The 25376-nt window shown below is 53.3% G+C and carries 18 protein-coding genes; 12 read left to right on the top strand and 6 right to left on the bottom strand.

From position 1 onward, the window contains the following. Positions 1-466: 466 nt before the first annotated feature. From C7433_RS02470 to C7433_RS02455, 4 genes are all read left to right on the top strand, one after another. Positions 467-2011: a methyl-accepting chemotaxis protein gene (locus C7433_RS02470; RefSeq protein ID WP_110267551.1), complete on the top strand. Its 1545-nt coding sequence runs from the start codon at positions 467-469 to the stop codon at positions 2009-2011. 1257 nt (positions 2012-3268) lie between these two features. After that, positions 3269-4924: a methyl-accepting chemotaxis protein gene (locus tag C7433_RS02465; protein ID WP_110267550.1), complete on the top strand. Its 1656-nt coding sequence runs from the start codon at positions 3269-3271 to the stop codon at positions 4922-4924. 427 nt (positions 4925-5351) lie between these two features. Beyond that, entirely contained in the window at positions 5352-6050 is a 699-nt protein-coding gene (locus tag C7433_RS02460; RefSeq protein ID WP_110267549.1) for a hypothetical protein, read from the top strand. 844 nt (positions 6051-6894) lie between these two features. Next, on the top strand, positions 6895-8151 hold the full coding sequence (locus C7433_RS02455; protein WP_006119040.1) for an MFS transporter: 1257 nt from the start codon (positions 6895-6897) through the stop codon (positions 8149-8151). Positions 8152-8510: 359 nt separating this feature from the next. Here C7433_RS02455 and C7433_RS02450 read toward each other — a convergent pair whose 3' ends face one another. Further along, positions 8511-9584, bottom strand: coding sequence for a LacI family DNA-binding transcriptional regulator (locus C7433_RS02450; protein WP_033741281.1), 1074 nt, complete (start codon positions 9582-9584; stop codon positions 8511-8513). Positions 9585-9780: 196 nt separating this feature from the next. Here C7433_RS02450 and C7433_RS02445 point away from each other — a divergent pair, with 196 nt between their 5' ends. The 4 genes from C7433_RS02445 (at position 9781) to C7433_RS02430 (ending at position 16406) form a co-directional block, all read left to right on the top strand. After that, on the top strand, positions 9781-10950 hold the full coding sequence (locus tag C7433_RS02445; protein WP_054687784.1) for a Gfo/Idh/MocA family protein: 1170 nt from the start codon (positions 9781-9783) through the stop codon (positions 10948-10950). A gap of 10 nt (positions 10951-10960) precedes the next feature. Then, on the top strand, positions 10961-12025 hold the full coding sequence (locus C7433_RS02440; protein WP_110267548.1) for a Gfo/Idh/MocA family protein: 1065 nt from the start codon (positions 10961-10963) through the stop codon (positions 12023-12025). 99 nt (positions 12026-12124) lie between these two features. After that, a complete protein-coding gene (locus C7433_RS02435; RefSeq protein WP_058709181.1) occupies positions 12125-13675 on the top strand; it encodes an MFS transporter in 1551 nt (516 codons plus the stop codon). 400 nt (positions 13676-14075) lie between these two features. Then, a complete protein-coding gene (locus C7433_RS02430) occupies positions 14076-16406 on the top strand; it encodes an FdhF/YdeP family oxidoreductase (protein ID WP_110267547.1) in 2331 nt (776 codons plus the stop codon). A gap of 424 nt (positions 16407-16830) precedes the next feature. Here C7433_RS02430 and C7433_RS02425 read toward each other — a convergent pair whose 3' ends face one another. After that, entirely contained in the window at positions 16831-17490 is a 660-nt protein-coding gene (locus C7433_RS02425; RefSeq protein ID WP_110267546.1) for a hypothetical protein, read from the bottom strand. A 140-nt stretch (positions 17491-17630) separates the two neighbouring features. Continuing rightward, on the bottom strand, positions 17631-17798 hold the full coding sequence (locus C7433_RS02420) for a general stress protein (protein WP_006119050.1): 168 nt from the start codon (positions 17796-17798) through the stop codon (positions 17631-17633). Positions 17799-18979: 1181 nt separating this feature from the next. On the opposite strand from C7433_RS02420, the gene C7433_RS02410 reads away from it, so the two are divergent. Then, positions 18980-19147, top strand: coding sequence for a general stress protein (locus tag C7433_RS02410; RefSeq protein ID WP_006119054.1), 168 nt, complete (start codon positions 18980-18982; stop codon positions 19145-19147). 227 nt (positions 19148-19374) lie between these two features. Here the strand turns inward: C7433_RS02410 and C7433_RS02405 are convergent, their stop codons facing one another. The 3 genes from C7433_RS02405 to C7433_RS02395 form a co-directional block, all read right to left on the bottom strand. Further along, entirely contained in the window at positions 19375-20403 is a 1029-nt protein-coding gene (locus C7433_RS02405; protein ID WP_039340472.1) for a methionine synthase, read from the bottom strand. Positions 20404-20429: 26 nt separating this feature from the next. Then, a complete protein-coding gene (locus C7433_RS02400; protein ID WP_033741287.1) occupies positions 20430-21413 on the bottom strand; it encodes a DUF1852 domain-containing protein in 984 nt (327 codons plus the stop codon). 502 nt (positions 21414-21915) lie between these two features. Beyond that, entirely contained in the window at positions 21916-22818 is a 903-nt protein-coding gene (locus C7433_RS02395; RefSeq protein WP_110267544.1) for an AraC family transcriptional regulator, read from the bottom strand. Between the two features lie 114 nt (positions 22819-22932). On the opposite strand from C7433_RS02395, the gene C7433_RS02390 reads away from it, so the two are divergent. The 3 genes from C7433_RS02390 (at position 22933) to C7433_RS02380 (ending at position 25217) form a co-directional block, all read left to right on the top strand. After that, a complete protein-coding gene (locus tag C7433_RS02390; protein ID WP_058709177.1) occupies positions 22933-23817 on the top strand; it encodes an SDR family oxidoreductase in 885 nt (294 codons plus the stop codon). A 72-nt stretch (positions 23818-23889) separates the two neighbouring features. Then, on the top strand, positions 23890-24717 hold the full coding sequence (locus C7433_RS02385; RefSeq protein WP_110267543.1) for an MBL fold metallo-hydrolase: 828 nt from the start codon (positions 23890-23892) through the stop codon (positions 24715-24717). 62 nt (positions 24718-24779) lie between these two features. Then, positions 24780-25217 carry a bifunctional diaminohydroxyphosphoribosylaminopyrimidine deaminase/5-amino-6-(5-phosphoribosylamino)uracil reductase RibD gene (locus C7433_RS02380; protein WP_110267814.1) on the top strand — a complete coding sequence of 146 codons (438 nt, stop codon included), beginning with the start codon at positions 24780-24782 and terminating at the stop codon, positions 25215-25217. The last annotated feature ends 159 nt before the right edge of the window (positions 25218-25376 follow it).

Here is a 25376-nt window from a genome sequence, read left to right as displayed (position 1 = left end):
GACCCGATGAATCATCCTGACCGTGTCGATGCTCATCGCAAACCGGGCACAGAACCGCCTCCGCCCGTACAGAATTCATGAGGTTACGTCTGGCCTTCGGGCGTTGCCGTCAACGTAACACACTGCTGTTCACAGAAGCTGGAGATCGCATTCGAACAGCATGATCCCCCTGTGTCGGGAGATGTCTGATACGCCGCGTTTTATCGTGACATGTTTACTAACAATATTCTGAAAAAAGAGTTTTCGCCCTCCCAGCCGCGCTATGCGCGACTTTGCCGTATTGGCTTTGCTTTCTGTCCGCTCTGTCCCACCCGAATTCCATTTTGTCATCTATATAGATTTCCCTGTCAGCCGTTACTGACAGGTGAAGGAAACACACATTTTCATTTGCAGAGATCTTTCCGGCAAATGTATTCAGCAAAATCGGACTACACACAGCAGTAGCAACATTATCGGGGAAAACACCATGAAAATTGCCACACGTCTCGCTGCAGGCTTCAGTCTGCTCATCCTGCTTTTTGTGCTCTGCACAGGCATTGCGCTTCACGCACTCTGGCAGGCACGGGACGACATGGATAATGCCGTCAACAATAAAATGTATCGGTACAATCTGATCCAGGATATGCGCAGTGCTGCCCGGGATATGTCCGTTGCGGTAAGAAATATTGCCTTACTGAGCGATGCAAAAGAGAAGCAAACCGAGTGGGAGCGGGTGCAGAACCAGAAAGCGAACTACCTGGCGAAACGCGAAAAACTGGTGAGCAGCATGTCGCAGAATGTATCAGCCGAAGGGAAAAATGCCCTGGAGAACCTGCTCGCTAAAGATGACCAGGCGCTGAACCTGATCACCATGGCAGGCCAGAAGGCGATGCAAAGCGACCAGGCGGCCATAATTGATTACCTGCTGAAAACGGTACGGCCGGTACAGCGGAAAATGCTGGATGCACTGGATCGGCTTTCTGAAATTCAGATGGAGGTGAGTCAAAAAACGGTTTCTGATGCCAGAGAGTCAGCGTCACGTACGGCCAGTCTGATGGCGATAATGGTCTTTTTGTCTGTGGTTGTTGCTGTGATGGCCTGCGTTATCATTATCCGTACGCTGATGCGCCAGCTGGGCGGCGAACCGGCGCAGGCACAGGCGCTGGCAGCATCGATTGCGTCCGGAAATTTAACGTCACCTGTCACACTTCGTCGCAACGACACGACCAGCCTGCTGGCTTCCCTTCATGTCATGCAGGCCAACCTGCGCAACATGGTCGCGAATATCCGGGATACGTCGAACGCTGTCGCGTTAGCCGCCGATGAAATTTCTAAGGGGAATGCCGAGCTTTCTTCCCGCACCGAACAGCAGGCGGCAGCTTTACAGGAAACGGCCGCCAGCATGGAGCAGCTGACGGCCACGGTGAAAAGCAACACCAGCGGCGCACGGCAGACCGCCGAATCTGCCCGCGAAACCGCCCGTCTTGCCCGAGGCGGCGAAGAGGATGTGCAGCGGATGGTCGATACCATGCAGGACATATCCATGAGCGCAACGAAAGTGCGTGATATTACGACCGTCATTGAAGGCATCGCTTTCCAGACCAATATTCTGGCGCTCAATGCTGCGGTTGAAGCGGCACGCGCAGGCGAAGAGGGCCGGGGATTTGCGGTAGTGGCCGGTGAAGTCAGAACGCTTGCGCAGCGCAGCGCTACGGCTGCGCGCGATATCAAACTGCTGATTGAAGAGGCGGTAGGTCAGGTAGAAAACGGCACCACGGTGGCGTCTACGACCGGACAGAGCATTGTCAACATTGTGGGGAGGGTGAACGAGCTGGCTGAGGCTATGGATAATATTTCTCTGGCTTCCTCTGAGCAAATGCAGGGCATTTCGCAGGTCAGCATCGCGGTGAGCCAGATGGATGGCGTAACGCAGAACAATGCAGCCCTGGTCGAGGAGTCATCCTCTGCCTCCCATTCGTTGTCAGAACAAGCGCATGCGCTGCGTAACATGGTGGAGGCATTTCAGGTCTGACAGATCACCGCCCGCCGGGCTATCCGGGCGGGCGGTGCAGTAACCGGATGAACCCTGTTATCTGATGCAACGTCATGAATGTTGAGGGGGATATCCTCACTGTCTCAGCTGACAGCGAGTCATTATCAGCATGACACGGGTGACTAACAGGATGCGCCTGGCTGCGAAAATCAACGCCCGGTGAGGCGCAGCCCCTGTCAGGGCTTTCTGATGCGCGCTGACCGGCTGATGGCGAAAGCCGCCTGTGAGACACTTTTCTGTTAACGTAAATATGTCCCGCGCCTGCGTCGTAAAAAAATAACCTCATGTTCACGATGCCGTTTAAAAAAGCAGACAGCAGCAAAGCGTTTATATGGCTGCAATGACACAGCATTGCAGAAAAGAGAAAAATGATATAAGGCTATTAAAATAGTGCGGCGCTTAATTGAGTTTTGCGAAAAAATAACATCTGATTACATCTCTTATGGTATTCCCTACAGTAATAATGCGGCGCTCAACTACACTTCCTGCGCTGCGCTATACAGTGTCGGCCTAAAGGTGGCAGTTTATTGATTGGTGTTAGCCCGGCATGCCGGGCTTTTTTTATGGCTATAAGTAATGAGTTATCGCTTAAGGATAAATTAAAAATAGGGTTTTATGCGTTGCCGGTTCATCACTGTACAGGCATTCAGCGTGGCTGATGACGTGAAATGTTCCCGTATTGAAAACGACAGGGTAACGGTTTAATGGCACGTGTCGCCACGCGATTTTGCCATAATTGTTTGTTTTAACAGTATTTTTATGGCGTTTCGTGTAGTGAGGCTGGCTGTCGCATCAGAAAGCAGCAGGACGCCGCTCTGCAATGTGAGGACGCGATGCAGGATTCCCCCCCTTACAGAACAGCGCTCCCGCGTAAAGAAAAAATATTTAAATATGTCATTTAAAATACTGCTTTAATTTTCTTGATGGTTTTTCCCTTTTAACAGGAAAAATGAATGATAAAGGCGGGGGCTTAACGTCAGGCACAGAAAAAGTGGTGTTATTACGTTTTAAATGCGCGGCATTAAATTTTTAGAAAACAGCGTTGCAAAAATAACTGAGGCCTTTCAGTGAGTTGTTTTTTCAGGAGGGAGGCATGTATAAATGGCGTGTAAACAGAGCGGGAACTCTGTTTGATTATTTTTTTATGGCGCCGATATTTTATTTGACTGTCTGTATGTCGCCTCTTTTCTGAATCATATCAGACGTATTTCTTTTCTCTTTTACCAGGTAAAAACAATGACTATAACTCAGCGTCTTTTATTCACGTTTTCGCTGCTTTCCGCAGCGCTGGTCGCTATGGTTGTCGTATCTGTCAGCGTGTCGCAAGGGTTTCAGACCCGCTTCAAATACGTTAACGAAAATACGGTCCCGTCAATCACCGGTATTTCAAAGATGATTGAAGGCAGTAATGCCGTCATCATCGCCCTTTATCATCATCAGAGCGTGACTGACCTGGCCAGGCAGGCTGTCATCGAAAAAGAAGTCAACGACACAATCAAACATATTCGTGCGCTTAATCAGCACTACCTTGCAGAGGACACGTCCAACGAGCAAGACAGGCAAATGACGGAAAAGGCGTTTACGATGATTAATAAAATAGAACGCGACCTGCCAGCCTTTCTGGCCGCCTCACGTGCTCAGAATGATGCTGTGTCTCTGGGAATGTTGCAGGGGACAATAGGGATTGGTGCCGAAGCCCGACAGCTCATTGCGAATTATCAGCAGCAACTTCAGCTTAATACCGATCTCGCCAATGCGCTCAGCAGAGAAAACGACAGAACCTATCACCATACACTGTTAACCCTGATCACCGGCTCAGCCGCCGCTATTTTGCTGCTGGGGTTTTTTACCGTTAAGACAATTTTAGCCATTCGCCGCCAGCTGAATGCCATGCGCCTGACGATGGAGCAGGCCAGCGAAAACCTCGATCTCACTCTCAAAGCAGATGACACACGCTCTGATGAAATCGGCCTGACGGCAAAAGCGTTTAATCATCTGATTCAGACTGTGTCGCTGTCACTGAACGCTGTGGAAAGTGCCGCGCAGTCTGTCAGTACAGCGTCATCGCAAATGTCAGCGGGTAACGAGGATTTATCGGCAAGGACTGAAGAGCAGGCGGCATCACTTGAGCAAACGGCTGCCAGTATGTCAGAGCTGAGTGAAACGGTGCGTCAGACGGCAGAAAATACCCGACTGGCCAGCCAGTTAGCGAAAAATGCGCGCGAGATTTCAGAAGACAGCGCAGATCGGGTGAAAACAATGCTGACGACGATGGGCGATATACGCGAAAGCTCGGCCAAAATTACCGACATTATTTCTCTCATTGAGGGGATTGCCTTTCAGACCAATATCCTTGCCCTGAATGCGGCGGTCGAAGCCGCACGGGCAGGTGAGCAGGGCCGTGGTTTTGCGGTCGTGGCTGGCGAGGTGCGCAACCTGGCGCAGCGTTCGTCATCATCAGCCCGCGAGATTAAAGCGCTGATTGAATCGTCAATGGGCTTTGTGGAAGCCGGTGCGGTACAGGCTGAAGGGGTGGGTACAAATATGCACAAAATGAACGATGCCGTCCGGCAGGTTACCGATTTGGTCGATGAAATCTCTGTCGCCGCCCAGGAACAGTCTCAGGGAATTAGCCAGGTCCATCTGGCCGTCAATCAAATGGATGATGTGACGCAGCAAAATGCGGCCCTGGTGGAAGAAGCATCCTCTGCGTCGCGTTCATTAATGGAGCAGGCCTCAGCATTAAACCGCCTGGTTGCTGCGTTTGTTATCCAGCGTGCAGGACCTGACGCGCTTAAGGAAGTGAAAAGCGCGATAGCTCCGCCCGCCATGATGCGCCCTGTCAGCAATATTGTTCCCGCTGCAGCGGAGACCAACTGGCAGAGTTTTTGAAAATCAACACAAACGCCTGTGCTGCTGAAAACGGGCGCAGGCTCTGAACGGGCAGGGGTCACCACAGATTCTCCGTGGTGACCTTGCGGTTCTTACAGAACGTGACCCTTGCAAAAAAACCACCTGCCGGAGTAAGTTGAAATCCGCCTGACGTGTCACGTCACCGAGGCACGCCACGACCGGGCGTGCGATGACAGAAACACGCAGGCTGTTCGCCGCTTCAGGCGGGAAACCCGGAAGGCAGAGCTCAATTCGTCATGCAGAAACCCAACCCTGAAGATGTGGCAGAGGCGTAAAGTGAAGGTGCAGGCAGGCGCGATGGGTCCGGCGCTTCACCGCACGGAATGGCGGGCGAAGGGTCGCGCGCGTGCGCTTCCTGAAGAAGCCCTTTCAATGCCGAACCTTAATTCTATACAGTCAGGTCACTATGAAACCATCACTGAGCAGATATGCGTTGGCCGTCTTTGCGAGTGCGGCTTTTCTCTTCCCGTCCCTGTCGGCTGTCGCCAGCCCGGTTCCGGCTGGCAACGTCCAGTCCGTGCCGCCGCAGGATGCGCCCTGTTGCGGCGCGCTCACGCCCAACGCGCAAAAGATTCTTGCCGTGCTTGACCATGCGGACGTGGAGCATTTATGGCTGAATCATCATCACGTCAACTGGGAAACGGGCAAGCCTGACAGACCGGATACCTATTCTGGTCCCGGTAATCATACGCACTGCAGCGCGTTTGCGGCAGCGGTAGGCGCACGCCTGGGCGTCTATATGCTCAGGCCGCCTCAGCACAGCCAGATTTTCCTGGCGAGCGCACAAACGCGCTGGTTTGACAGTAGTGAAGGGCGTCAGTCAGGCTGGATCAGGGTCAGCGATGCGTGGCACGCTCAGCAGCTGGCGAATAAAGGCATGCTGGTGGTGGTCGCCTATGAAAGCCCCGATCAGCACAGACCGGGTCATATCGCGGTTGTCAGGCCGTCACGTATCTCGCTGGCAAGATTACGCGCTGACGGTCCGGATATCACCCAGGCAGGCAGCCGAAATATGACGATCGGTCACGCCGCTGCCGCCTTTTCAGGCCATCGGGGCGCCTGGCCTGATGGGGTTAAATTCTTTGCGCATGCACTACCGCAATAAGGGTATTCGGGGCGCGCTTAGCGCCTTGTTATCACCAGCCTGAGGGGTGCCATATTATGCTAAACAGGGCCCGTTCTTTCCGGTCTGAAAACACAAGCACGTGGTGAAACAGCCAGCCTGTAGCGCTGTTCGCTTCATGCAACCTGTTAAAGCTTTCTGCTGGCAGCAACACCTGGTGCGGGCAGACCTGTCTCCATTTCCTCTGAAACCGACCCGCTGTATGACGACCTGTAAGCCGTTCCCTGTTATCTGGTATAACCGGCCTTATCACCTGAACGACGGCGATCCCGACTTCTTCCCGGAGCACATAATCCCTGCTATTCACAATCGAGTGGGTCTTTGTCGGGTAACCACTGACAAGACAGTGTCTGATTTCAGGCAGCGTCCGGGCCTGCATGATGTACGGATAAAAAAACGGCTATCTCTGCGCGGCGTCCCTTTTAGTAAGGAAACAGTTAAAAACCGCTGCGTTAGGAGAAAAAATGGCCGCCTTACATTGATGGGATGGCGAACTTTAAAAAGTGGGTAAAACCCATCCTGCGCATTCAGGCTGACGTGAGAATCAGGCGTAATTTTCCAACGATGCGCAATATCGCCTTGTTTCTCGCCTGCGCCCCTGGCGGTCTTGGTGTTTGTTTCAGGATTAACGCCTGACGTTATAAATCATTAACAGGCTTTTCATTACATTATCCTGTGGCGAGGGTTGAATACGTCATAAGCCTGTGAATCAAAGAGTTAGCGTGATTTTATATTGCATCGTGTGAGGAATACTTATATTACTAATTGACAAGCCGTGCGCTTCTCTGACGCTTCAGTGTGCAACAGACCCATCATAAGGTGACGTATGACAACAAAGCCCGCCGCTGAAATCAGGGTAGAGCCCGGTGTATTTAAGACGTTAAAAACCTTTCCGGCGACAGTTCACGCGCTGCTCATTTTTACCCTGATTATTCGGTTCAGCTATTTTATGGCCTGGCCATTTATCGCAATGATCATGACACAGAACTACCACATGTCGCCTGTTGCCATCGGTTGCGCGATGACCAGTAGTGCGCTGGTATCCGTGGGGCTGGGCATGTATGGCGGCCAGATTTCGGACAGGTTAGGACGACGGATTATTCTGCTGATGGGCTGTGGATTTTCGGCAGTCGGCTATATCCTTCTGGCGCAGGCGACGGGAGTCGGTCTGTTTATTACCGGCCTGATGATTATCGGCGTTTGCTTTGCGTGGGTCGATCCGCCTTTGCGTGCGTTAATGAGTGATTTACTGGGCGATCGTCGCCGCCGCGCACTGGCTTTGCAAGTGCGCTACTACCTGGTCAACGTCGCTGCGGTGTTGGGCCCCCTGGTGGGCATTGCTTTTGGCCTGACGTCTCAGAAAGGCACATTTCTGATAACCGGCCTGAGCTATTTCCCTTTTTTTATCTACGTGCTCCTGTTTATCCCGGCGGGTAAACCGGTGAACACGCCGCCGGCCGACAAGGTTTCCGCTGTTAGACTTCATCAGGTTATGGGAATTATTATCAGAGATAAAATTTTTGTGGCCGGGCTTTTGTGCAGCACATTGTGCAGTATCGTTTTTATTCATTTTGAAGCGGTACTGCCCCAGTACCTTCTGTTACTGAACAGCGACGCGGCTGTAAAGCTGGTGACGTTAATACTGGTCACGAATGCCTCGACCGTGCTGGTATTTCAAACCTTTCTGGTCCGCATTATGGCGAGGATGCATTTACCTCAGCGAATTCTGTTGGGTGCAGTGATTTTCTTTTTCTCACAGCTGTGTTTTTTCTCCCTGCGAACAGCGGATAGTTGGCTTTGGCTGTCTGTCACCGTGTTGTTTAGTGCAGGCGAAGCGATTCTGATGCCGAACCTGAATATTTTACTCGACCAGTTGGCACCCGCAGAACATCGAGGTGCCTACCTGGGCGCCTCAACATTGTCAACGCTCGGTATTGCTGCCGGGCCGCTACTGGGTGGTGTGATGCTGGCCATGACCGGGCCGGGCGTATTTATAAGCACGGCCATGCTGAGCCTCCTGCTCTGCGCCATTATTTATGTCAACAGGCAACGTATGCTGGCACGTTTGCAGGCGAAATCGTGAAGGCACCTGTATAGCGCAAACGGGAGGCGATCACGGCAACTGACATGCGCAGCAACGAACCAGAAGATCGGGTCAGGCGTGATAACTGTCCGGCGGGGAGGTCAGGATGCCGAACCGGCAAGAGCGTCGGCAGGGCAGGTCTACGATGCAAACCGGTTTACAAAGCACGATGAGGTGAAGAGGGAAGCCTGTATTCAGCTATGTGGGCAGGAAAGGCAGGCTGTTTTGCACAGTTTGCCTTGTGGGCTCGGTGAGAATTCACGCCTATTGTGCCCGTGTCAGCCGGCTAATCACAAATGCTAGCGTTGAGCGGGGCCTGCAACAGATGACTTGCCTGCTGCAAACCCGCATCCCTCTGTTCAGGCCGGTGTCTGATCGTCCCGTATTTCCTCCCGCGCCGCATGGCGAGTGGCATTGGCGACCGTGCCGTGGTCGATCAGTTTTGCCTGCAACAGCAGATTATACACGGGCGCATGGGGCCGGTTCAGACGGTTCTGCAGAAGCTGGATGGCTTCGTAGCCCAGCTCCCGACACGGGACGGCAAAGCCTGTCACCGGCCTGCCGGCCGCGCCCGCCAGCTGACTTGCCAGATCGGTCGTCATCAGTGAGATATCTTCGGGAATACGCAAGGAACGTGCCGCCAGCACAGTCTGAACGCCGGTAATAATCCCTTTGCCCACCGGCACTATCACATCGGGCCACTCCTCACGCGGATGTTCGTCCAGCCAGCCATTCAGGGCGGCTTCGGTTTCATGCTCAGAATAGGCTTCAACCACAATCAGGTCCTTTTGCGCGCTAAAGGGCAGGTGAAAATGGCGATACGCGTCTTTAATCCCTTCCAGCCGCAGAAACAGCGTTTCACGGCGCAGACAGGTGACGGTCAAAACCCGACGGTGCCCTTGCTCAAACAGGTGCTGCATGGCGCTGAACCCAATCGCATGGTGATCGGGGGAGACCGCATCCAGTTTCATGTCTTTATCGCGGGAATTTATCAGGACGCAGGGTTTATTCAGCGAGGCTGCCAGGCTGAATATCGCCTGATCGTCGGTGCCGATGATGATGATCGCATCGTTGCTTTTTGCGCCCGCCTTCTCCAGAAACAGTTTCACATCGGCACGCTGTTCCTCCAGTGGGCAGTAACTGATGTGCACATCATGGCTGGCACAGGCTTCGGCAATCCCGCGCGTCACTTCCAGATAGAAGTGATCGCCGCGCGGCGCAAAGGTCCGGGCGGGCGCAAAGACCACCAGACCGTTAATTAACAGGCGGCTGCTGACCATGTCGTGCAACACACCCAGTTGACGTGCACAGCGCACAATCGCATTACGGGCTTTTTCACTGGTATAGGCCTTGCCGCTCAGTACGCGCGAAACGGTACTGACAGAGTACCCGGTTTTTGCCGAAATTTCGTCCATCCTGAGCTTGCCCGCCATAGTGTGATCCCCGTCCCAATCAATTTTTGCAATTTTTTGCAGCCGTAGTGGCTTGATAGTAATGCGGTTTTACATGCTGTTCACAAACTACCTTGCCGCTCTGCGAACATTCTCACAAAAACAGTTTGTCCCACGACAGCCGCTTTTCTATGTTCCTCGCAAAGACGACAGCGACGGTCAAAGACGGAGAAGTGGCATGTTAAAAATTGCGATAGTAGGTATGGGTAATATTGCCAATTTACATATTCAGGCGTTTTTGCAGTTTCCCGAACGCGGCAAAATTGTGGCGGTAGTGGATGTGTACCCGGACAAAGCCCGCGATAAATTGCAGCGTTACGGCCTGAAGGATGTACGCGTGTACAGCGATCATCTCGCCATGCTGGCGGATGGCGCAGATATCGATGTGGTGGATGTCTGCACGCCGCCTTATGTGCATGCCGAGAATACGATAGCGGCGCTACAGGCAGGCAAACATGTGCTGTGCGAGAAGCCGATGGCGGCATCGCTTGAAGAGTGCGATGCCATGATCGCGGCGCAAAAGGCCAGCGGCAAAGTGCTCTCCGTGGTGGCGCAGAACCGCTTTACCGATGCCTTCTGGCGGTTAAAAGCGGCCGTGGATTCCGGCCTGGCAGGAAAGATTTGTCACGCCCAGGTTGATTCATTGTGGTGGCGCGGTCATGCCTACTACGACCTGTGGTGGCGCGGGACGTGGGAAAAAGAAGGTGGGGGCTGCACGCTCAATCATGCTGTGCACCACATCGATGCGCTGCAATGGATGCTCGGCGCACCGACGGACGTGGTCGCCATGATGAGCAATGTCGCCCATGACAATGCGGAGGTCGAAGATCTCAGTGCCGCTATTTTCCGTTACCCGAACGGCACGCTGGCACAGCTGACGGCCTCGGTGGTGCATCACGGTGAAGATCAAAAAATCATTTTACAGGGCGAGAAAGCGCGGCTCTCTGCGCCCTGGCAACCCGTTGCTTATCAGGCGGCGGAAAACGGCTTTCCGGAACAGGATCATCACATCGCGCTGGAAAACGAACTGGACCAGTTGTATGCGCAGATCCCGTCCTTGACATGGACACTGCATGCCGGTCAGGTGGATGACTTTTTCTCGGCCATTGAGCAGCAGCGTGCGCCGCTGGTAGACGGTGAGCAGGGCAAGCAGTCCCTGGCGTTAATCACCGCCATCTACAAGTCGGCTATAACCCATACCACCGTCACGCTGCCGATTGCCAGCAACGACACCTTCTACCGTACCGGTGGCCTGATTGCCAGCGCACCGCACTTTTATGAAAAACAGGCCTCCGTGGAAAATTTCGCGGATGAGGATGCGATCCCGTTAGGCAAAAACTTTGCGTGAGGACAACACCATGAATCAAAAGGATGGCATGAACTACGCGCCGAAAGGTAAACCCCAGCCGGTTGTAAACCCAGGCGAGTTTATTATCGCTGCCGCCGGGCTGGATCATGGGCATATCTATGCGATGTGCAATGGCCTGACTGAAGCCGGGGCGACGCTGAAATGGGTTTATGACCCGGATGCGACCAAAGTCGACAGGTTCCTGCAACAGTTTCCGCAGGCTCAGGCGGCGGATTCCCTGGAGACGATTCTCGCTGACACACAGGTGCGGCTGGTGGCAGGGGCGGCCATTCCCTCGGAACGCTGTGCGCTGGGACTGAAAGTCATGGCGGCCGGGAAAGATTACTTCACCGATAAAGCCCCACTCACCAGCCTGGAACAGCTGGACGATGCCAAAGCCATGTGCGCCAGAACCGGCCGCAAATATGCGGTGTACTACAGCGAGCGTCTGCACGTTGAGAGCGCGGTTTTCGCGGGACAGTTAGTGGAACAGGGCGCGATTGGTCGGGTGGTGCAAACGCTGGGCACGGGCCCGCATCGCGAAGGAACCGGTCGTCCGGACTGGTTCTATCAACGTCGCTACTTTGGCGGCATTTTGTGTGATATCGGCAGCCACCAGATCGAGCAGTTTCTCTATTACACCGGCAATGGTCAGGCCCGAGTGGTTGCCAGTCAGGTGCGCAATTTTCACCATCCGCACCATCCGCAGTTTGAAGATTTCGGCGAGGCGATGCTGGCAGGGGAAAATGGCGCAACCGGCTATTTTCGCTGTGACTGGTTCACCCCGGAAGGCTTATCGACCTGGGGCGACGGGCGAATGACGCTGCTCGGAACCGACGGTTACATCGAAATTCGCAAGTATACCGATCTCACGCGTGACGAGCAGGATGTGGTTTACCTGGTGAATCAGGACGGTGAGTTTCGCTACAGCGTGGCGGGCACGGTGGGTTTCCCGTTCTTTGGCCAGTTGATCACCGACTGTCTGCATCGCACAGAGCACGCCATGACACAGGAACATGCGTTTAAAGCGGCTGAACTGTGTATCAAAGCCCAAATGTTAGCTAACGCGGTGTAGTCAGCCCGCATGCCCATTCTTTTCCAATTCTGTTGATAACAGCGACGGCAGGCACTGGCTTGCCGTTATATAACACCGACCAGAACAGGAAGCAGATAAATGGTTAAACCGACTGAACGTCGCGTCGGGTATGGCGTAGCAACAGGCTACGGCATTACCGACTTATTTGGGGGCGGTGCCTTTGCAGTGATAGGTGCCTGGTTACTGTTTTTTTATACCACCTACTGCGGGTTATCGGTGCTGGAAGCCGGATCCATCTTCGCCATCGCCAGGGTGATTGATTCCGTACTGAGTCCGATCATGGGGTATATCACGGATAATTTCGGCCATACCTGGGCCGGGCGCAAATTCGGCCGTCGTCGTTTCTTCTTGTTAATTTCCTCGCCTCTGATGCTGCTGTACGGCGCATTGTGGGTCACGGATATGAGCTACTGGTATTATCTTGGCACCTATCTCACCATCGAATTGTTATCTGCCATGGTGCTGGTGCCGTGGGAAACCCTGTCGTCAGAAATGACCAACCGTTTCAGTGAACGCACTCGCCTTTCCGGCGTGCGGATGATGTTTTCCTCGCTGGGAAGTTTTCTTGCGGTCTCGGTACCGGGCGTCATCATGACGTACACGGGCAAAGACAACGCCATCACCTATACACTCACGGGGGTGATTTTCTCAGTGATTTACTGCGTCGCGGTATTTATTACCTGGTATACCACCTGGGAAGCGAAAGATATTCAGGATGCAGACGAGGTTCAAAAGCCACCGGCACCCGCGCGTCATTTTCTTTCGCATGTGAAACACATGTTTGTGGATCTCGCCTCGTCATTTAAAATTCGGGCGTTTCGTCAGCACCTGCTCATTTATATCTGCTCGTTCACAGCGATGGATGTGTTTCTTGCCGTTTTTACCTATTTCGTTATTTATGGGTTAAAACAGGATGCCTCATTAGCCTCGCTGCTTCTGAGTAATATGATGTTTATGTCTATCCCCGGCACCTTTTTATTTATGCTGTTGCTGGGCAGATTTTCTATGACGCCCTCTAACGCCTTGAGACTCTCTTATATATCTATTGCCGTCGTGCTGCTTTTTCTGTATGCCGTTTATCTCTGGCAGTGGCATGTACCCGTGCTGTTATTTAGCGCCGCCTTCCTGTTTATGGGGATAGCGCGCGCGGGGCTGTACTATATTCCGTGGAATATTTACAGCTTCATTCCCGATATTGATGAAATGGTAACCCGTCAGCGCCGGGAAGGCATCTTCGCGGGGGTCATGGTGCTTACGCGCAAAAGTTCGGTCGCGATTGCCATCTTTACTATTGGCGTGGTGCTCCAGGAAAGCGGGTTTGCCAAAGGGAACGGCGCTCAGCCTGATAGCGCAATCACCGCCATTGTCCTGCTGATGGCAGGCGTGACAGGCGCGCTTCTGGCCGTGAGTTTCTGGCTGACGTTCCAGTTCAAACTGACCCAGCGCAGCCACAAATTGCTGATTAAAGAAGTCGCACGCCGTAAGCTGGGCGGTTCACCTAAAGACTGTGATGCCGAAACCCGTGAGGTGATCAAAGCGCTGACCGGCTATGCCTATGATGATGTCTGGGGCGCCAGTAAAAAAGAACCTCTACAGGATGCTGCTGTAAAGTCAGAACTGAAAGGGTAAGCGAACAGGCCGTTGGCGTGACTCACCGGAGAAATATAAACCGCCAGAAGCGTCAATGGCCAGCCAGAAATAAGCAGAACGGATAAATGAATATCACGCGACGCGAGTGGATATGATTTTCGTCGTCATTATCCCGCTATTTGGCGGACGCTGCCTGCCCGTGATTATGCAAATGAAAAGTGACGCCGACTCGCTATTTACGCGTAATTTAAAATTCTGCCTTTTAAGCGAAACACGGCGGGTAACGCCGTTGGGACACTAAAAGCGCATGGGCTGCAATTAACCGCAGCGAGGTAACATTTTGCAAAAATTAAATCAGGCTTTGCGCCCTGCTTAACAGGCGTGTTCCCAATCCTGTACCAGGCTTAAGCAAAAGTCATTGACACAGGTTGGGATAAAAATGAAAGAAACGAATCGTACTTTTGGGGTCAAACCGTATGGCGGCTCAGCGGGTGGCTGGGGCGCATTAAAAGCTGTAGCGGATGCGATTCGGGGACAAATGGCGGTGAAACAGGACGTCATTGCCCTGTTCAGGGTGAACCAGCCCCAGGGTTTTGATTGCCCCGGCTGCGCCTGGCCTGATCCGCAGCATACGTCTTCTTTTGAGTTTTGCGAAAACGGGGCCAAAGCGGTGTCGTGGGAAGCCACCAGTAAGCGTGCCACGCCCGATTTTTTCGCGGCTAACAAGGTCAGCGATTTGTGGGCGCGCAGCGCGTTGGATCTGGAAGGCGAAGGGAGGCTGACCCATCCGATGAAATATGATGCGGCCAGCGATACCTATCAGCCCATCGCATGGGAAACGGCCTTTCGTGAAATAGGTGAGCGGCTACGCAGCTATAGCGATCCGAACATGGTTGAGTTTTATACCTCTGGCCGCGCATCGAATGAAGCCGCTTTTCTCTGGCAGTTGTTTGCCCGCGAATACGGTACCAATAACTTCCCAGACTGTTCCAACATGTGCCACGAACCGACCAGTGTGGGGTTGCCGGAATCCATCGGCGTAGGAAAAGGCACCGTCGAGCTGGATGACTTTGACCATTGCGACCTTGTCTTATGTATTGGTCATAACCCGGGCACCAACCATCCGCGCATGTTGGGCACGCTCAGAGAGGTGTCAAAACGTGGTGCGACGATTGTTGCGATTAATCCGTTACGCGAACGCGGGCTGGAGCGGTTTACCTCACCGCAAAGCCCGATCGAGATGCTGTCGATGGGCTCAACCGAGCTGGCGTCAACCTATTATAAAGTGCGCGTAGGCGGTGACGCGGCCATGTTGAAAGGGATCATGAAATTCCTGATCGCTATGGATGCGACGGCCAGAGAACAGGGCGAACCGGGTGTGCTGGATGAGGCCTTTATTCATGAACACACTGAGGGCTTCGAGGCGCTGAAGGCCGATCTGGAGGCGACCAGTTGGGCGCACATTCTGAAAGTTTCAGGGATGGAGCGTGAAGAGATTCAGCATCTTGCCCGGCTGTATGCGGAGGCGGATCGCACCATTATTTGCTACGGCATGGGCATTACACAGCATCAGTACGGAACACAGAATGTACAGCAAATCGCGAATCTGTTGCTGATGCGCGGCAACATGGGCAAAAAGGGGGCCGGAATTTGTCCGCTGCGCGGCCACTCCAATGTTCAGGGTGATCGCACGGTTGGGATTACCGAAATCCCGTCTGACAGCCTGCTGAACAGTCTGGAAAAGGTGTTTGGCTTTACGCCGCCCAGACAACACGGTCACGGCGCGGTTGAGGCAATTCGCGCCATCCGTGACGGCAGTGCTAAAGCGCTGCTGTGCCTTGGCGGCAACCTGGCTGAAGCCATGTCTGACCCACAGGTCACCTTTCCTGCCATGCGCAATCTGGATTTGGTGGTGCACATGGCGACGAAGTTGAACCGTTCACATCTGTTGATGGCAAAGCACAGTTATCTTTTTCCGGTACTGGGACGCACGGAGGTGGATGAGCAACCCTCGGGTGCGCAAAGTGTCACGGTTGAGGATTCCATGTCGATGGTACATGCTTCACGAGGCACGCTCGATCCCGCCTCGCCGCACCTGAAGTCAGAGCCGCTGCTGGTGGCCAGCCTGGCGAAAGCCACATTGCCTGATACGGTTGTCGACTGGGACAAGATGACGCGTGATTACAGTAATATCCGCCAGGCCATTGAAGCGGTGTTTCCGGGCTTCGAAAACTATAATCAGCGCATTCAACAACCGGGTGGTTTTCGCCTGCCCAATGGCGCATCCGAGCGCATCTGGCACACGCCATCAGGAAAAGCGCAGTTCCTGGTGATGGCGGGCATCAATGAAGATCCACGCTCACTGACCTGCCACGATCTGGTGCTGACGACATTGCGCAGCCACGACCAATACAATACCACGCTCTATGGTCTGAACGATCGCTACCGGGGCGTAACAGGACGCCGGGATGTGCTGTTTATCAACCCGGATGAGGCCGAAAAACGGCAGTTACGCGTCGGCGAGCAGGTCAACGTCATCGCCCTGGACCCGGACGGCAACCCGACCTCAAGGCGCATGGATAAGCTGACCATCGTGGTGCACGATATGGCCTATGGTTCGGTCGCAGCCTATTATCCGGAAGCGAACGTGCTGGTACCGCTGGACAGCCATGATACCAAAAGCGGTATACCGGCCTATAAAAGCACCCCTGTCAGGCTCGAACGCGTTCAGCCTGAAAGCGCACTGGCCGGCTCTGCCACGCGTCGTTAGCCGGTATTCACAGAACGTGTGCGCCCTCTGAGAGAAGCGGTACGCAGCGGGCGCAGACTCGCGTCGCCGCCGCATTGTGCGCCGCCAGTGGCATTGAGTTATATGGGGCGCATCACTGGGGGCATGAACCGCCGCGGATGCGTAACCGGAAAAGGCGGCCCGGAACTAACCTGTCCGGCGCAATCACCGCCATGCTATGGCCCGCGTTAGTCCACGGTCTTTCATAAAACGTCAGGATTGAAGGACAAATGAGTGCGTTTACTGTAAGGCAGGGGTCACGCGTATCCACACCAGAACAGCACGCAAGGGGTGTCAGAACGCAAGGGAAAGCGCCGGAGAACATACCGCAGCCACGCGGAGTGCAGAGAAAACGCTAACCTGTATGCGGAATGAAGAGGGGAAGGGCAGCATTAACGCGAACCGGCTACTGAACGCTGATTTGGCTGGCCTGCCAGATCAGATGGTGATCGTAAGACTTACGCTGATGAGCTGGCAGCGGCACAGAGGTGTCCACGCAGACATCCACACTAAAGCCCTGTGCCGTTAACCGGATGGCCTCAAGCAGCACATCTGTGTTCTGTACTTCACCTGCAATCTCAAGCAACAGCGGTACGCTGGCCGAGCGAGAAGCTGCGCGAGTCACACAGGCGTGATGATGCTCCGTGACATGTTCAAAGCGGGCAAGCCTGCGCGCAGCGCCACGACGCTGGTCCTCGCGCAGCCAACTGCAGAGTGGACGCATTAAAGACCGGACAAAATCGTCACCGGCAAAGTCACGACTCAGGCTACGGATAACCCGGATCAACTGCCTGTCTGAACCAAACTCCAGGCTGGTCAGGATTTCGCCACGGCGGGCGGGCCAGCCATACGTCATTACGCCCTCTGATTGCCTGCGGCCATCGTGTATTTCCTGCGCCGTTGCGCCGTGGGCATTGGCTGACATGACTTCGCGGATTTCTTCGAGCTGGGCTTCTGTCCAGTAGTCTGTCACGGGATCTACAGCAACAAGTCCATACCGTTGCCAGCGTCGTACATTGGTCAGGGAGGCGCCTGTGAGCGCACAAAGCGTGTCGGATGACAACATAAAAACTCCTGTTTATAAAAATCAGATGTGCGCCAGCGCCAGGAAGATAAGCGGCCTTCCTGGCGTTGCGCGTTTCGGTGGAGATATAAAGAGATGCTCGCCAGCGCGGCAAAGGCAGACGGGCGAAATCGCAAAGGGAACTAGCCCGTACGACGGCTGACTTTTCCCCCTTTACGGCCCGCCTCTACTGCACGCTCGGGGTTGTTCCTGAAGTTTCCGCTACTGTTTTTGCCGCCTTTCCGACCCGCTTCAGAGGCTCTCTCGGGGTTTGCTGCAAAATTTCCTGCGCCGCCACGATATTTGACCATGGGTCTATCCTCTCTCATTTCATCATTAACAGTGGAAAGCCTCATTTTGGTCGATGGTTTCTGATAATTCCAATGCGAAACAATACAATGGAAAAAAATAAAAAACGGTTTTTTTAATGCCGCTTCGTCTTGAAAGGTTTTTTACTCTTTGAAAATGAGGATTATTAGCATTAAATTTGTACGAAAGTTTCATTCCATGTACAGCTTTACTGCCCGATTTTTTTAAGACGAATCTTAACTGTTTTGTAGCCTGTCGGCCTGACGGCGACATATTCAGGCTGCCACGCAGCGATCCCATTTTCTTTTTTCACCCAACAGAAACGCTCAATCCGCTTATCAACACACAGGGCGCGATAGCATTTTTTGATGTCAGTGAATGCCACTATTTTCATAGCTGGCGTTGGGGGCGTCCTGTTATGTTTTAACCGACGAAACGGGAGGTCGTCTTTTTAAACCGCCAGGCGAGAAAATAAAGCGGTATATTCACACGCGCGACAGGCGCGGGGAGCCTTTTTTAGGCGCAGGGTTTTATTTAGAGCGCGATGAGTAATGAATATTCACAATCGGCGTGGCTTTTCTGATCGCGTGCTGTTGCCGCTGACGGATGACTGAAATACATTACCTGTTACTGACGACAGACCACTCTCTTTTATTTCCAGACAGCGTTAGTGTGCCCCTGATCAATAAGGCCGTTAACACGTGGCCGACGCCCACAGGTAAAGCTTAATGGCAGAGCACGGTATTACAGGGCAGGCGTCAGACGCGGTAGCGTCGTTTTCTGAGGCTGGCAAAAGGTTGAGTGGGATGCTGCGGGAGCACGTGGTGGTGCGTAAACAGATTGTCTTTTAACCGTGAAGGGATGTCAGCCTAAGGCTGAGTATTTATTTTGCCTGAAAATTGCCGTTCTACACGCCTAAATGTAACCTCTTGTTAATTTTTTGACGAATGAAAACAGTCGCATTTAAACAAGAGAAGCGAGTTTTATGGTGATTATCTTGTTGTTTTTCGCTTTTATTTTCCGCCCTCCGTTGCGGTTGCGCGGCAGTATTAAAAGCGCTAAACAAAGCGGCGAATGTTTTATCCGCCACGCTTGCAGATTAACAGGCGCGTTATAACCTTAACAGTGCCATGCAAATGGTGAAGCAAAGAAGCAGACAACTTTAACCTGAAGAGGAAATATTATGACTGAACATCGTGGCGGATCAGGTAATTTCGCGGAAGATAAAGAGAAAGCTTCTGAAGCCGGTAAAAAAGGCGGCCAGAACAGCGGCGGCAATTTCAAAAACGATCGTGAAAAAGCCTCAGAAGCCGGTAAGAAAGGGGGCCAGAACAGCCATCGTGGCTCCTGATACCGGCTTATAAGGGACTGAACAGCGGAGCAGGGACTGCTCCATGATCCCACCGTTTCCGCAGGCATGACCAATGCCCACGCTAATTCATCAGAGACGGCAGCGGCCCCCGCACGAAAAAGCCCGGTCAGTGCCAGGCTGTTCTTACACAAAGGGATGATAACGACAAGGCAGGGATGGCAGGCGAGTCACGTAAGCGCTCACCTGCTGCAGATTACCCGCGTGAACTATGCTGAAAGCTCCTGACGGACAATAGCCGCGCCCGCGCTTAAGGCATGGAGCTTGCCACGCGCCACCTCACGGGATAATGGCGTCATACCGCAGTTGGTTGACGGATAGAGTTTGTCGGCATCCACAAACTGCAACGCCTTACGCAGCGTCGCGGCCACTTCTTCCGGCGTTTCAATGGTATTGGTTGCTACATCAATGGCACCCACCATGACTTTTTTACCCCGAATCAGCTCAATCAGCTCCATCGGCACGCGCGAATTCTGACATTCCAGCGAAACGATATCGATTTTTGATTTTTGCAGTTTCGGGAAGACTTCTTCATATTGACGCCATTCCGTCCCCAGCGTCTTCTTCCAGTCGGTATTGGCTTTGATACCGTAGCCGTAGCAAATATGCACAGCGGTTTCGCACTTCAGGCCTTCCACAGCGCGTTCCAGCGCGGCGATGCCCCAGTCATTGACTTCATCAAAGAACACGTTAAAAGCGGGCTCATCAAACTGAATAATGTCGATGCCAATCGCTTCTAACTCTTTGGCTTCCTGATTCAGAATTTTGGCAAATTCCCAGGCCAGTTTCTCACGACTCTTGTAATGGCCGTCATACAGCGTATCAATCATGGTCATCGGACCCGGCAGCGCCCATTTGATCGGTTGCTTAGTCTGCTGACGCAAGAATTTCGCATCGTCAATAAAGACGGGTTTCTGACGGCTAACCGCGCTGATCACCGTCGGTACGCTGGCATCATAACGATTACGGATACGGACAATTTCGCGCTTCTCGAAATCAACACCATTCAGGTGCTCAATAAATGTCGTCACAAAGTGCTGGCGCGTTTGTTCACCGTCGCTGACGATATCAATACCGGCCTGGATTTGATCGTCCAGAATTAAACGCAGCGCATCTTTTTTCCCTTCAGCCAGTTCTGAGCCTTGCAGCTTCCAGGGCGACCACAGCGTTTCAGGCTGAGCCAGCCAGGATGGCTTCGGTAAACTGCCTGCGGTTGAGGTAGGTAACAACGTTTTCATAATAGGTGACCTTGTATTTCGGTTAATCAAAGCGCGTAACTGGCAGACCACTCTTCAAGAACGGCTTTATAAGGTTTAATGAATTTCTCTTCGGTAAATTTCCCTTGTTCTACCGCTAACAGGCTACGCTCTTCGCGATCGTAAACAATGCGCGTTAATGAATAGTCCAGATGGTTCAGGCTTGGCTGATAACACTGGCCAGCCGGTGAATTAGCATTGTAAATCTCAGGACGATAAATTTTCTGGAACGTCTCCATCGTACTAATGGTGCTGATCAGCTCAAGATTGGTGTAATCACTCAACAGGTCACCCGAGAAATAAAACGCCAACGGGGCAACACTGTTTTCCGGCATGAAATAGCGCGCCGTCAGGCCCATCTTGTGGAAATACTGGTCAGTCAGGGAATAGGCATCCTGCTGGTATTCAATACCCAGTACCGGATGACGGTTTCCTGTGCGGGTATAAACGTTTTTGCTGGACACGCTCAGGCAAATGACCGGCTGTTTTTTAAAGTTCTCTTTAAAGGCCGAAGAGTTCACGAAGCACTTGAAAATATTGCCGTGCAAATCGCCAAAGTTAGCAGGTGCGCTGAAGCCGGTGTTGTTTTTATTGTGCTCAGACAGCAGCACGCTGAAATCATAATCGCGCACGTAAGAGGAGAAGTTATTGCCAACAATACCTTCAATACGCTGCTGAGTTTTTTTATCGACGATATGGGTTTTCAGAATTTCAATTACAGGAAACGCGCCGCGTTGCGTCTCGTTTTCGATATTTAACTCAACCGAGATAATTTCAAGTTCCACACCATAACGATCGGCCTTTGGATTATCCCAGTGCGCCAGCGAGTTGAAGCGATTATCAATCATCGTTAAGGCATTGCGCAGGTTTTCCTGACGGTTTGTCCCGCGCGCCAGGTTAGCAAAATTGGTGGTGATGCGCGTATTTTCAGACGGGTTGTAATTCTCATCGAAAACACTGCTCTTAATCGTAAATGTGAATTCTTTTTTCATCGTGATGCACCCTGCGTTCTGATGTGAAAAACGGTCTGTGGCTGTTAGTTATCCAGACTGGCCTGCATTCTGGTTTTTCGTTTAACCGCTTTCACGTTGTGTGTTTGTCAATAAAGCATATTTTATGCCAGAGCCGCGGAGGAAGGGAAAGCGACTTAATTTCAACACAACATGAGCCATCTTCATGGTCGACAGAGGTAAAGCCTCTGCCATACGCGTAATGGAGACAAACGGACAGAGTGTGCCGTGATGCAATGCGCCCTGAACCCTTGTGGCGTAAGGCCTGCCAATATCCCGGTTTCCGTCTCCTCATGAAAACGGCTCATGTGAAGGTTTCTCATGTTGCGGGAAAAGCGGTGATATTTATTCAGGTTAATGAGCCTCTTTCATGAGCGTTGTACAGGCCCGCAGCAAGCGCTACCGTACTCACGCAGGGATTTTCAGCCCCGCGCAGCCATATCCCCCTGAAGCCCGCCATCATCCCTGGTTTCGGGCCGCCCGATCAGGCGTTTTCTTTACTGAACTTGCCTGGTGAAACACCGATGACACGCTTGAAGGCTTTTGCAAAGGCGCTCTCAGATTCATAGCCCAGACCGGCAGCAATCGCGGTAAGCCCGCCATTCCCTTTTTTTAACTGGTCGCAGGCAAGATGCATGCGCCATTGCGTGAGATAGTCGACGGGCGCGATGCCCACCGTTTGCTTAAATCGTTCAGCAAAAACCGCGCGTGACATTCCCACCCTGGCTGCCAGTTCCGCCAGCGTCCACTTGTGTTCGGGGTGCTGGTGCATGCAGGCCAGCGCCGCGCCCAGCTTTTTATCCTTCAGAGCCGCAAGCCAGCCTGACTGCTGCGGGTCATTTGCATACAGCCGTAACGCCTGAATGAGCAGCATAAATGCCAGCTGTTGCACGATGAAAACGCTGCCGGGCTGCGCTTCACGGACTTCCTGTGACATTCTTTCCAGCGCCCATTGCATGGCGGCTCTGTCTGCGCTGCGCCGGATATGCACCACTGGCGGCAGCGTACCTAACAGCATCTGTGCGGGCCGTCCGGTCAGCAGGAAATGCCCGCCTACCAGTAAACAGGCGGAGGTTTCATCAAGCTTTGCCGCTGTCACGGCAACCATCTCAGACCGCACCGTCTGGAAATCGACAGTCTGCGCGTCCGGGTTTGTGGCCAGCCTGAAAGGTGCGCCTGGCGGGAGCAGATAGCACTCGCCGGCGTTAAGGCGCAAGGGTTCCGCAACACCGTCAACGGTCAGCCAGCAGGCACCCGCTACGACGGCATAGCACTTCACGCCATCATGAGCGGGCCATTGTACCGACATCTCCGGCGTCAGTATCACACCACCGGAAACGTAACGTTGTGGTTCAAGCAGGGCTAAGAGCTGTGAAAGCGGGTCCATGATCATCCCAGACGGTCAGACATAAAAAAGCGACGTTATCACATAGAGCGCATTCCTTCTCCACCGTAAAGTAGACAACCACGGTTGCGAAGGCTGACACGAGGACGAACAGACATGCGGTTATTTCTTACAGGAGCAACGGGTTTTATCGGGTCGGCGATTGCGGCCGATCTGATCGCGGCAGGGCATGAGGTGGTCGGACTGACCCGACATCAGCAGGGTGTCGACAGGCTCAGCAAAGCAGGCGTCGAGCCCTTTTGGGGGGATATTAACGATCATAATAGTTTGCAACGGGGCGCGGCAAGCTGCGAGGGGGTGATTCATACCGCCTTTAACCATGATTTTTCGACGTTTCTGACAAACTGTGAAGCCGATCGGCAGGCAATCGCCGCGATGGCCACGGCACTGGCAGGAAGCGCACGGCCCTTAATCATCACCTCGGCGGTGGGACTGGGCTCGCCGGGGCAGGGAAAACCTGCCGTAGAAGACTATTTCAACCCGCTTCATCCTAATCCGCGCCGGGCATCCGAGCTGGCCGCAATAGTGGCACTGGAAAAAGGGGTCAACGTTTCCGTTGTGCGGTTATCTCAGGTACATAATCCGTTGAAACAGGGCCTGGTTACGTCGCTGATTGAGGTGGCGAGACAGACAGGCGTTTCCGCTTTTATTGATGAAGGCCAAAACCGCTGGTCAGCAGTGCATCTTGACGATACGGTTTGCCTCTACAGGCTGGCGCTGGAAAAAAACAGACCAGGAAGCCGTTATCATGCTGTCGCCGAAGAAGGCATTACGCTGCGCGTGCTTGCCGACGCCCTCGGGCGGATCCTCAACCTGCCGGTCATATCCCTTTCAGCCGCTGAAGCTACCGATCATTTTGGCTGGCTGAGTCATTTCGTTGCGCAGGATATGTCCGCCTCAGGCAGGCTTACTCGGGCGCAACTGGGATGGCAGCCCACAGGGCCGGGATTGATTGCCGATCTTGAACGCATGCCGGGCTAAGCGTGCTTAGCTGCCGGGAAGATGGCAATATGCGACGAGTCAGTATCATTTTCCCCTGATTTGAGAGGTCATATGTCTGTGACGCCAGTTTACCGCGTAGGTGAGTGCGAGGTCTTTAAAATTCCTGAACTGGACGCGTCTCTGTCCACGGAATGGCTGTTTCCCGCGCAGGCGTTAGCGAGCGGAACGCCGGAAACGATTACGCTCTCTGTTCACAGTTGGGTGGTCCGCACGCCTGACAACCTTATTGTGATCGATACGGGCAGCGGCAATGGTCGCGAGCGGGCAGGCTCTCCGCTCTCCCATCAGCTGAATACGCCGTATGCGCAGCGCTTACGTGACGCGGGCGTCGATCCTGACGCGGTGGATATCGTGCTGATCACCCATCTGCATGGCGATCATGTGGGCTGGAATACGCACTGGATGGACGGTAAATGGACACCGTTTTTCAAACATGCCCGCTACTACTGTTCGGATAGCGGGTTGAAAGGCTGGCAACACGATCCGGCACGCAAAACGCTGTTAGAGGACAGCATTAATCCGGTTATCGCGGCGGGTTTGCTGGAGACGTTCGATGTGACGCAAGAGCCGGTGTTTGCTGATGTGCTGCGCTATGTGCCCACGCCCGGCCACAGTCATGACCACGCGTCGATTATTCTGCACAGTGCGGGCGATTATGCGCTGTTTTCCGGTGACCTGATGCATAACGATTTGCAGGTCAGTCAGCCCCAGCTTGCCTCGCGCTTTTGTGCTGATGCCGCGCAGGCCGAAGCCCAGCGGCGCTGGGCAATGACGTGGGCGAGTGAGCATCAGGCACGCTGGTTTAGTTCGCATTTTCCGGGCTCGTCGGCAGGTTATGTCAGCCGCACCTCAGCGGGATTTGAATGGCAGTTTATCTGAGTTTTACGTTCTGTAGTTAAGCTCACGGACGTAAAACGGTAATGAGAAGAGTCCTGTTAATGATGCAAAAATCACAACAATTTATGCTGTTAGCGCTGGCGCAGTCCCGCCATGCGCTGCCGCATTGCAGACCTAACCCACCGGTAGGGTGCGTAATTGTTCACAATGGTCGGGTTGTCTCGACCGGATTTACCCGTTCACCGGGTCAGTACCATGCTGAGGCTGATGCACTTTCCACACTTACGTTACCTGTAGAAGAGTGCGAAATCTATGTCACGCTAGAGCCCTGTGCCTTTCAGGGCAGAACCCCGTCCTGCGCACTAACACTGGCCCGGCTCAGGCCCAGACATATTTACATCGCCATTGAAGATCCGCATCCGCGTAATCGCGGAGAAGGGATTGCGATCTTAAAGCAAGCGGGCATCGGCGTGACGCTGGGCGTGGCGAGAAATGACGTTGAGTGTTTTCTGGCGCCCTATTTAATTCGCTCGCTTGCGTAAAATGTAGGTGAGAAGGCGTGCTGTTAGCCAGACATCGGCATTTACATCCCTGAACCGCTGGTGAAACATCGTGAGATTCCCTTTCAAAGCGTAACGACTGGAAATGAACTTCTGTTTTATCTCTGTTCCGGGGCATGTGATGTTAGGTGTGCGGTGAGG

This window comes from Pantoea sp. PNA 03-3 (assembly GCF_003201175.1).
Classification (GTDB): domain Bacteria; phylum Pseudomonadota; class Gammaproteobacteria; order Enterobacterales; family Enterobacteriaceae; genus Pantoea; species Pantoea stewartii.
The sequence above is the reverse complement of the archived record's forward strand: the minus strand, read 5'-3'. Positions and strand labels throughout refer to the sequence as shown.

Bases quoted from the DNA above. Each gene is read 5' to 3' on its own strand.
- C7433_RS02470 (WP_110267551.1), top strand. From the start codon at position 467: ATGAAAATTGCCACACGTCTCGCTGCAGGCTTCAGTCTGCTCATCCTG.
- C7433_RS02465 (WP_110267550.1), top strand. From the start codon at position 3,269: ATGACTATAACTCAGCGTCTTTTATTCACGTTTTCGCTGCTTTCCGCA.
- C7433_RS02460 (WP_110267549.1), top strand. From the start codon at position 5,352: ATGAAACCATCACTGAGCAGATATGCGTTGGCCGTCTTTGCGAGTGCG.
- C7433_RS02455 (WP_006119040.1), top strand. From the start codon at position 6,895: ATGACAACAAAGCCCGCCGCTGAAATCAGGGTAGAGCCCGGTGTATTT.
- C7433_RS02450 (WP_033741281.1), bottom strand. From the start codon at position 9,584: ATGGCGGGCAAGCTCAGGATGGACGAAATTTCGGCAAAAACCGGGTAC.
- C7433_RS02445 (WP_054687784.1), top strand. From the start codon at position 9,781: ATGTTAAAAATTGCGATAGTAGGTATGGGTAATATTGCCAATTTACAT.
- C7433_RS02440 (WP_110267548.1), top strand. From the start codon at position 10,961: ATGAATCAAAAGGATGGCATGAACTACGCGCCGAAAGGTAAACCCCAG.
- C7433_RS02435 (WP_058709181.1), top strand. From the start codon at position 12,125: ATGGTTAAACCGACTGAACGTCGCGTCGGGTATGGCGTAGCAACAGGC.
- C7433_RS02430 (WP_110267547.1), top strand. From the start codon at position 14,076: ATGAAAGAAACGAATCGTACTTTTGGGGTCAAACCGTATGGCGGCTCA.
- C7433_RS02425 (WP_110267546.1), bottom strand. From the start codon at position 17,490: ATGTTGTCATCCGACACGCTTTGTGCGCTCACAGGCGCCTCCCTGACC.
- C7433_RS02420 (WP_006119050.1), bottom strand. From the start codon at position 17,798: ATGGTCAAATATCGTGGCGGCGCAGGAAATTTTGCAGCAAACCCCGAG.
- C7433_RS02410 (WP_006119054.1), top strand. From the start codon at position 18,980: ATGACTGAACATCGTGGCGGATCAGGTAATTTCGCGGAAGATAAAGAG.
- C7433_RS02405 (WP_039340472.1), bottom strand. From the start codon at position 20,403: ATGAAAACGTTGTTACCTACCTCAACCGCAGGCAGTTTACCGAAGCCA.
- C7433_RS02400 (WP_033741287.1), bottom strand. From the start codon at position 21,413: ATGAAAAAAGAATTCACATTTACGATTAAGAGCAGTGTTTTCGATGAG.
- C7433_RS02395 (WP_110267544.1), bottom strand. From the start codon at position 22,818: ATGGACCCGCTTTCACAGCTCTTAGCCCTGCTTGAACCACAACGTTAC.
- C7433_RS02390 (WP_058709177.1), top strand. From the start codon at position 22,933: ATGCGGTTATTTCTTACAGGAGCAACGGGTTTTATCGGGTCGGCGATT.
- C7433_RS02385 (WP_110267543.1), top strand. From the start codon at position 23,890: ATGTCTGTGACGCCAGTTTACCGCGTAGGTGAGTGCGAGGTCTTTAAA.
- C7433_RS02380 (WP_110267814.1), top strand. From the start codon at position 24,780: ATGCAAAAATCACAACAATTTATGCTGTTAGCGCTGGCGCAGTCCCGC.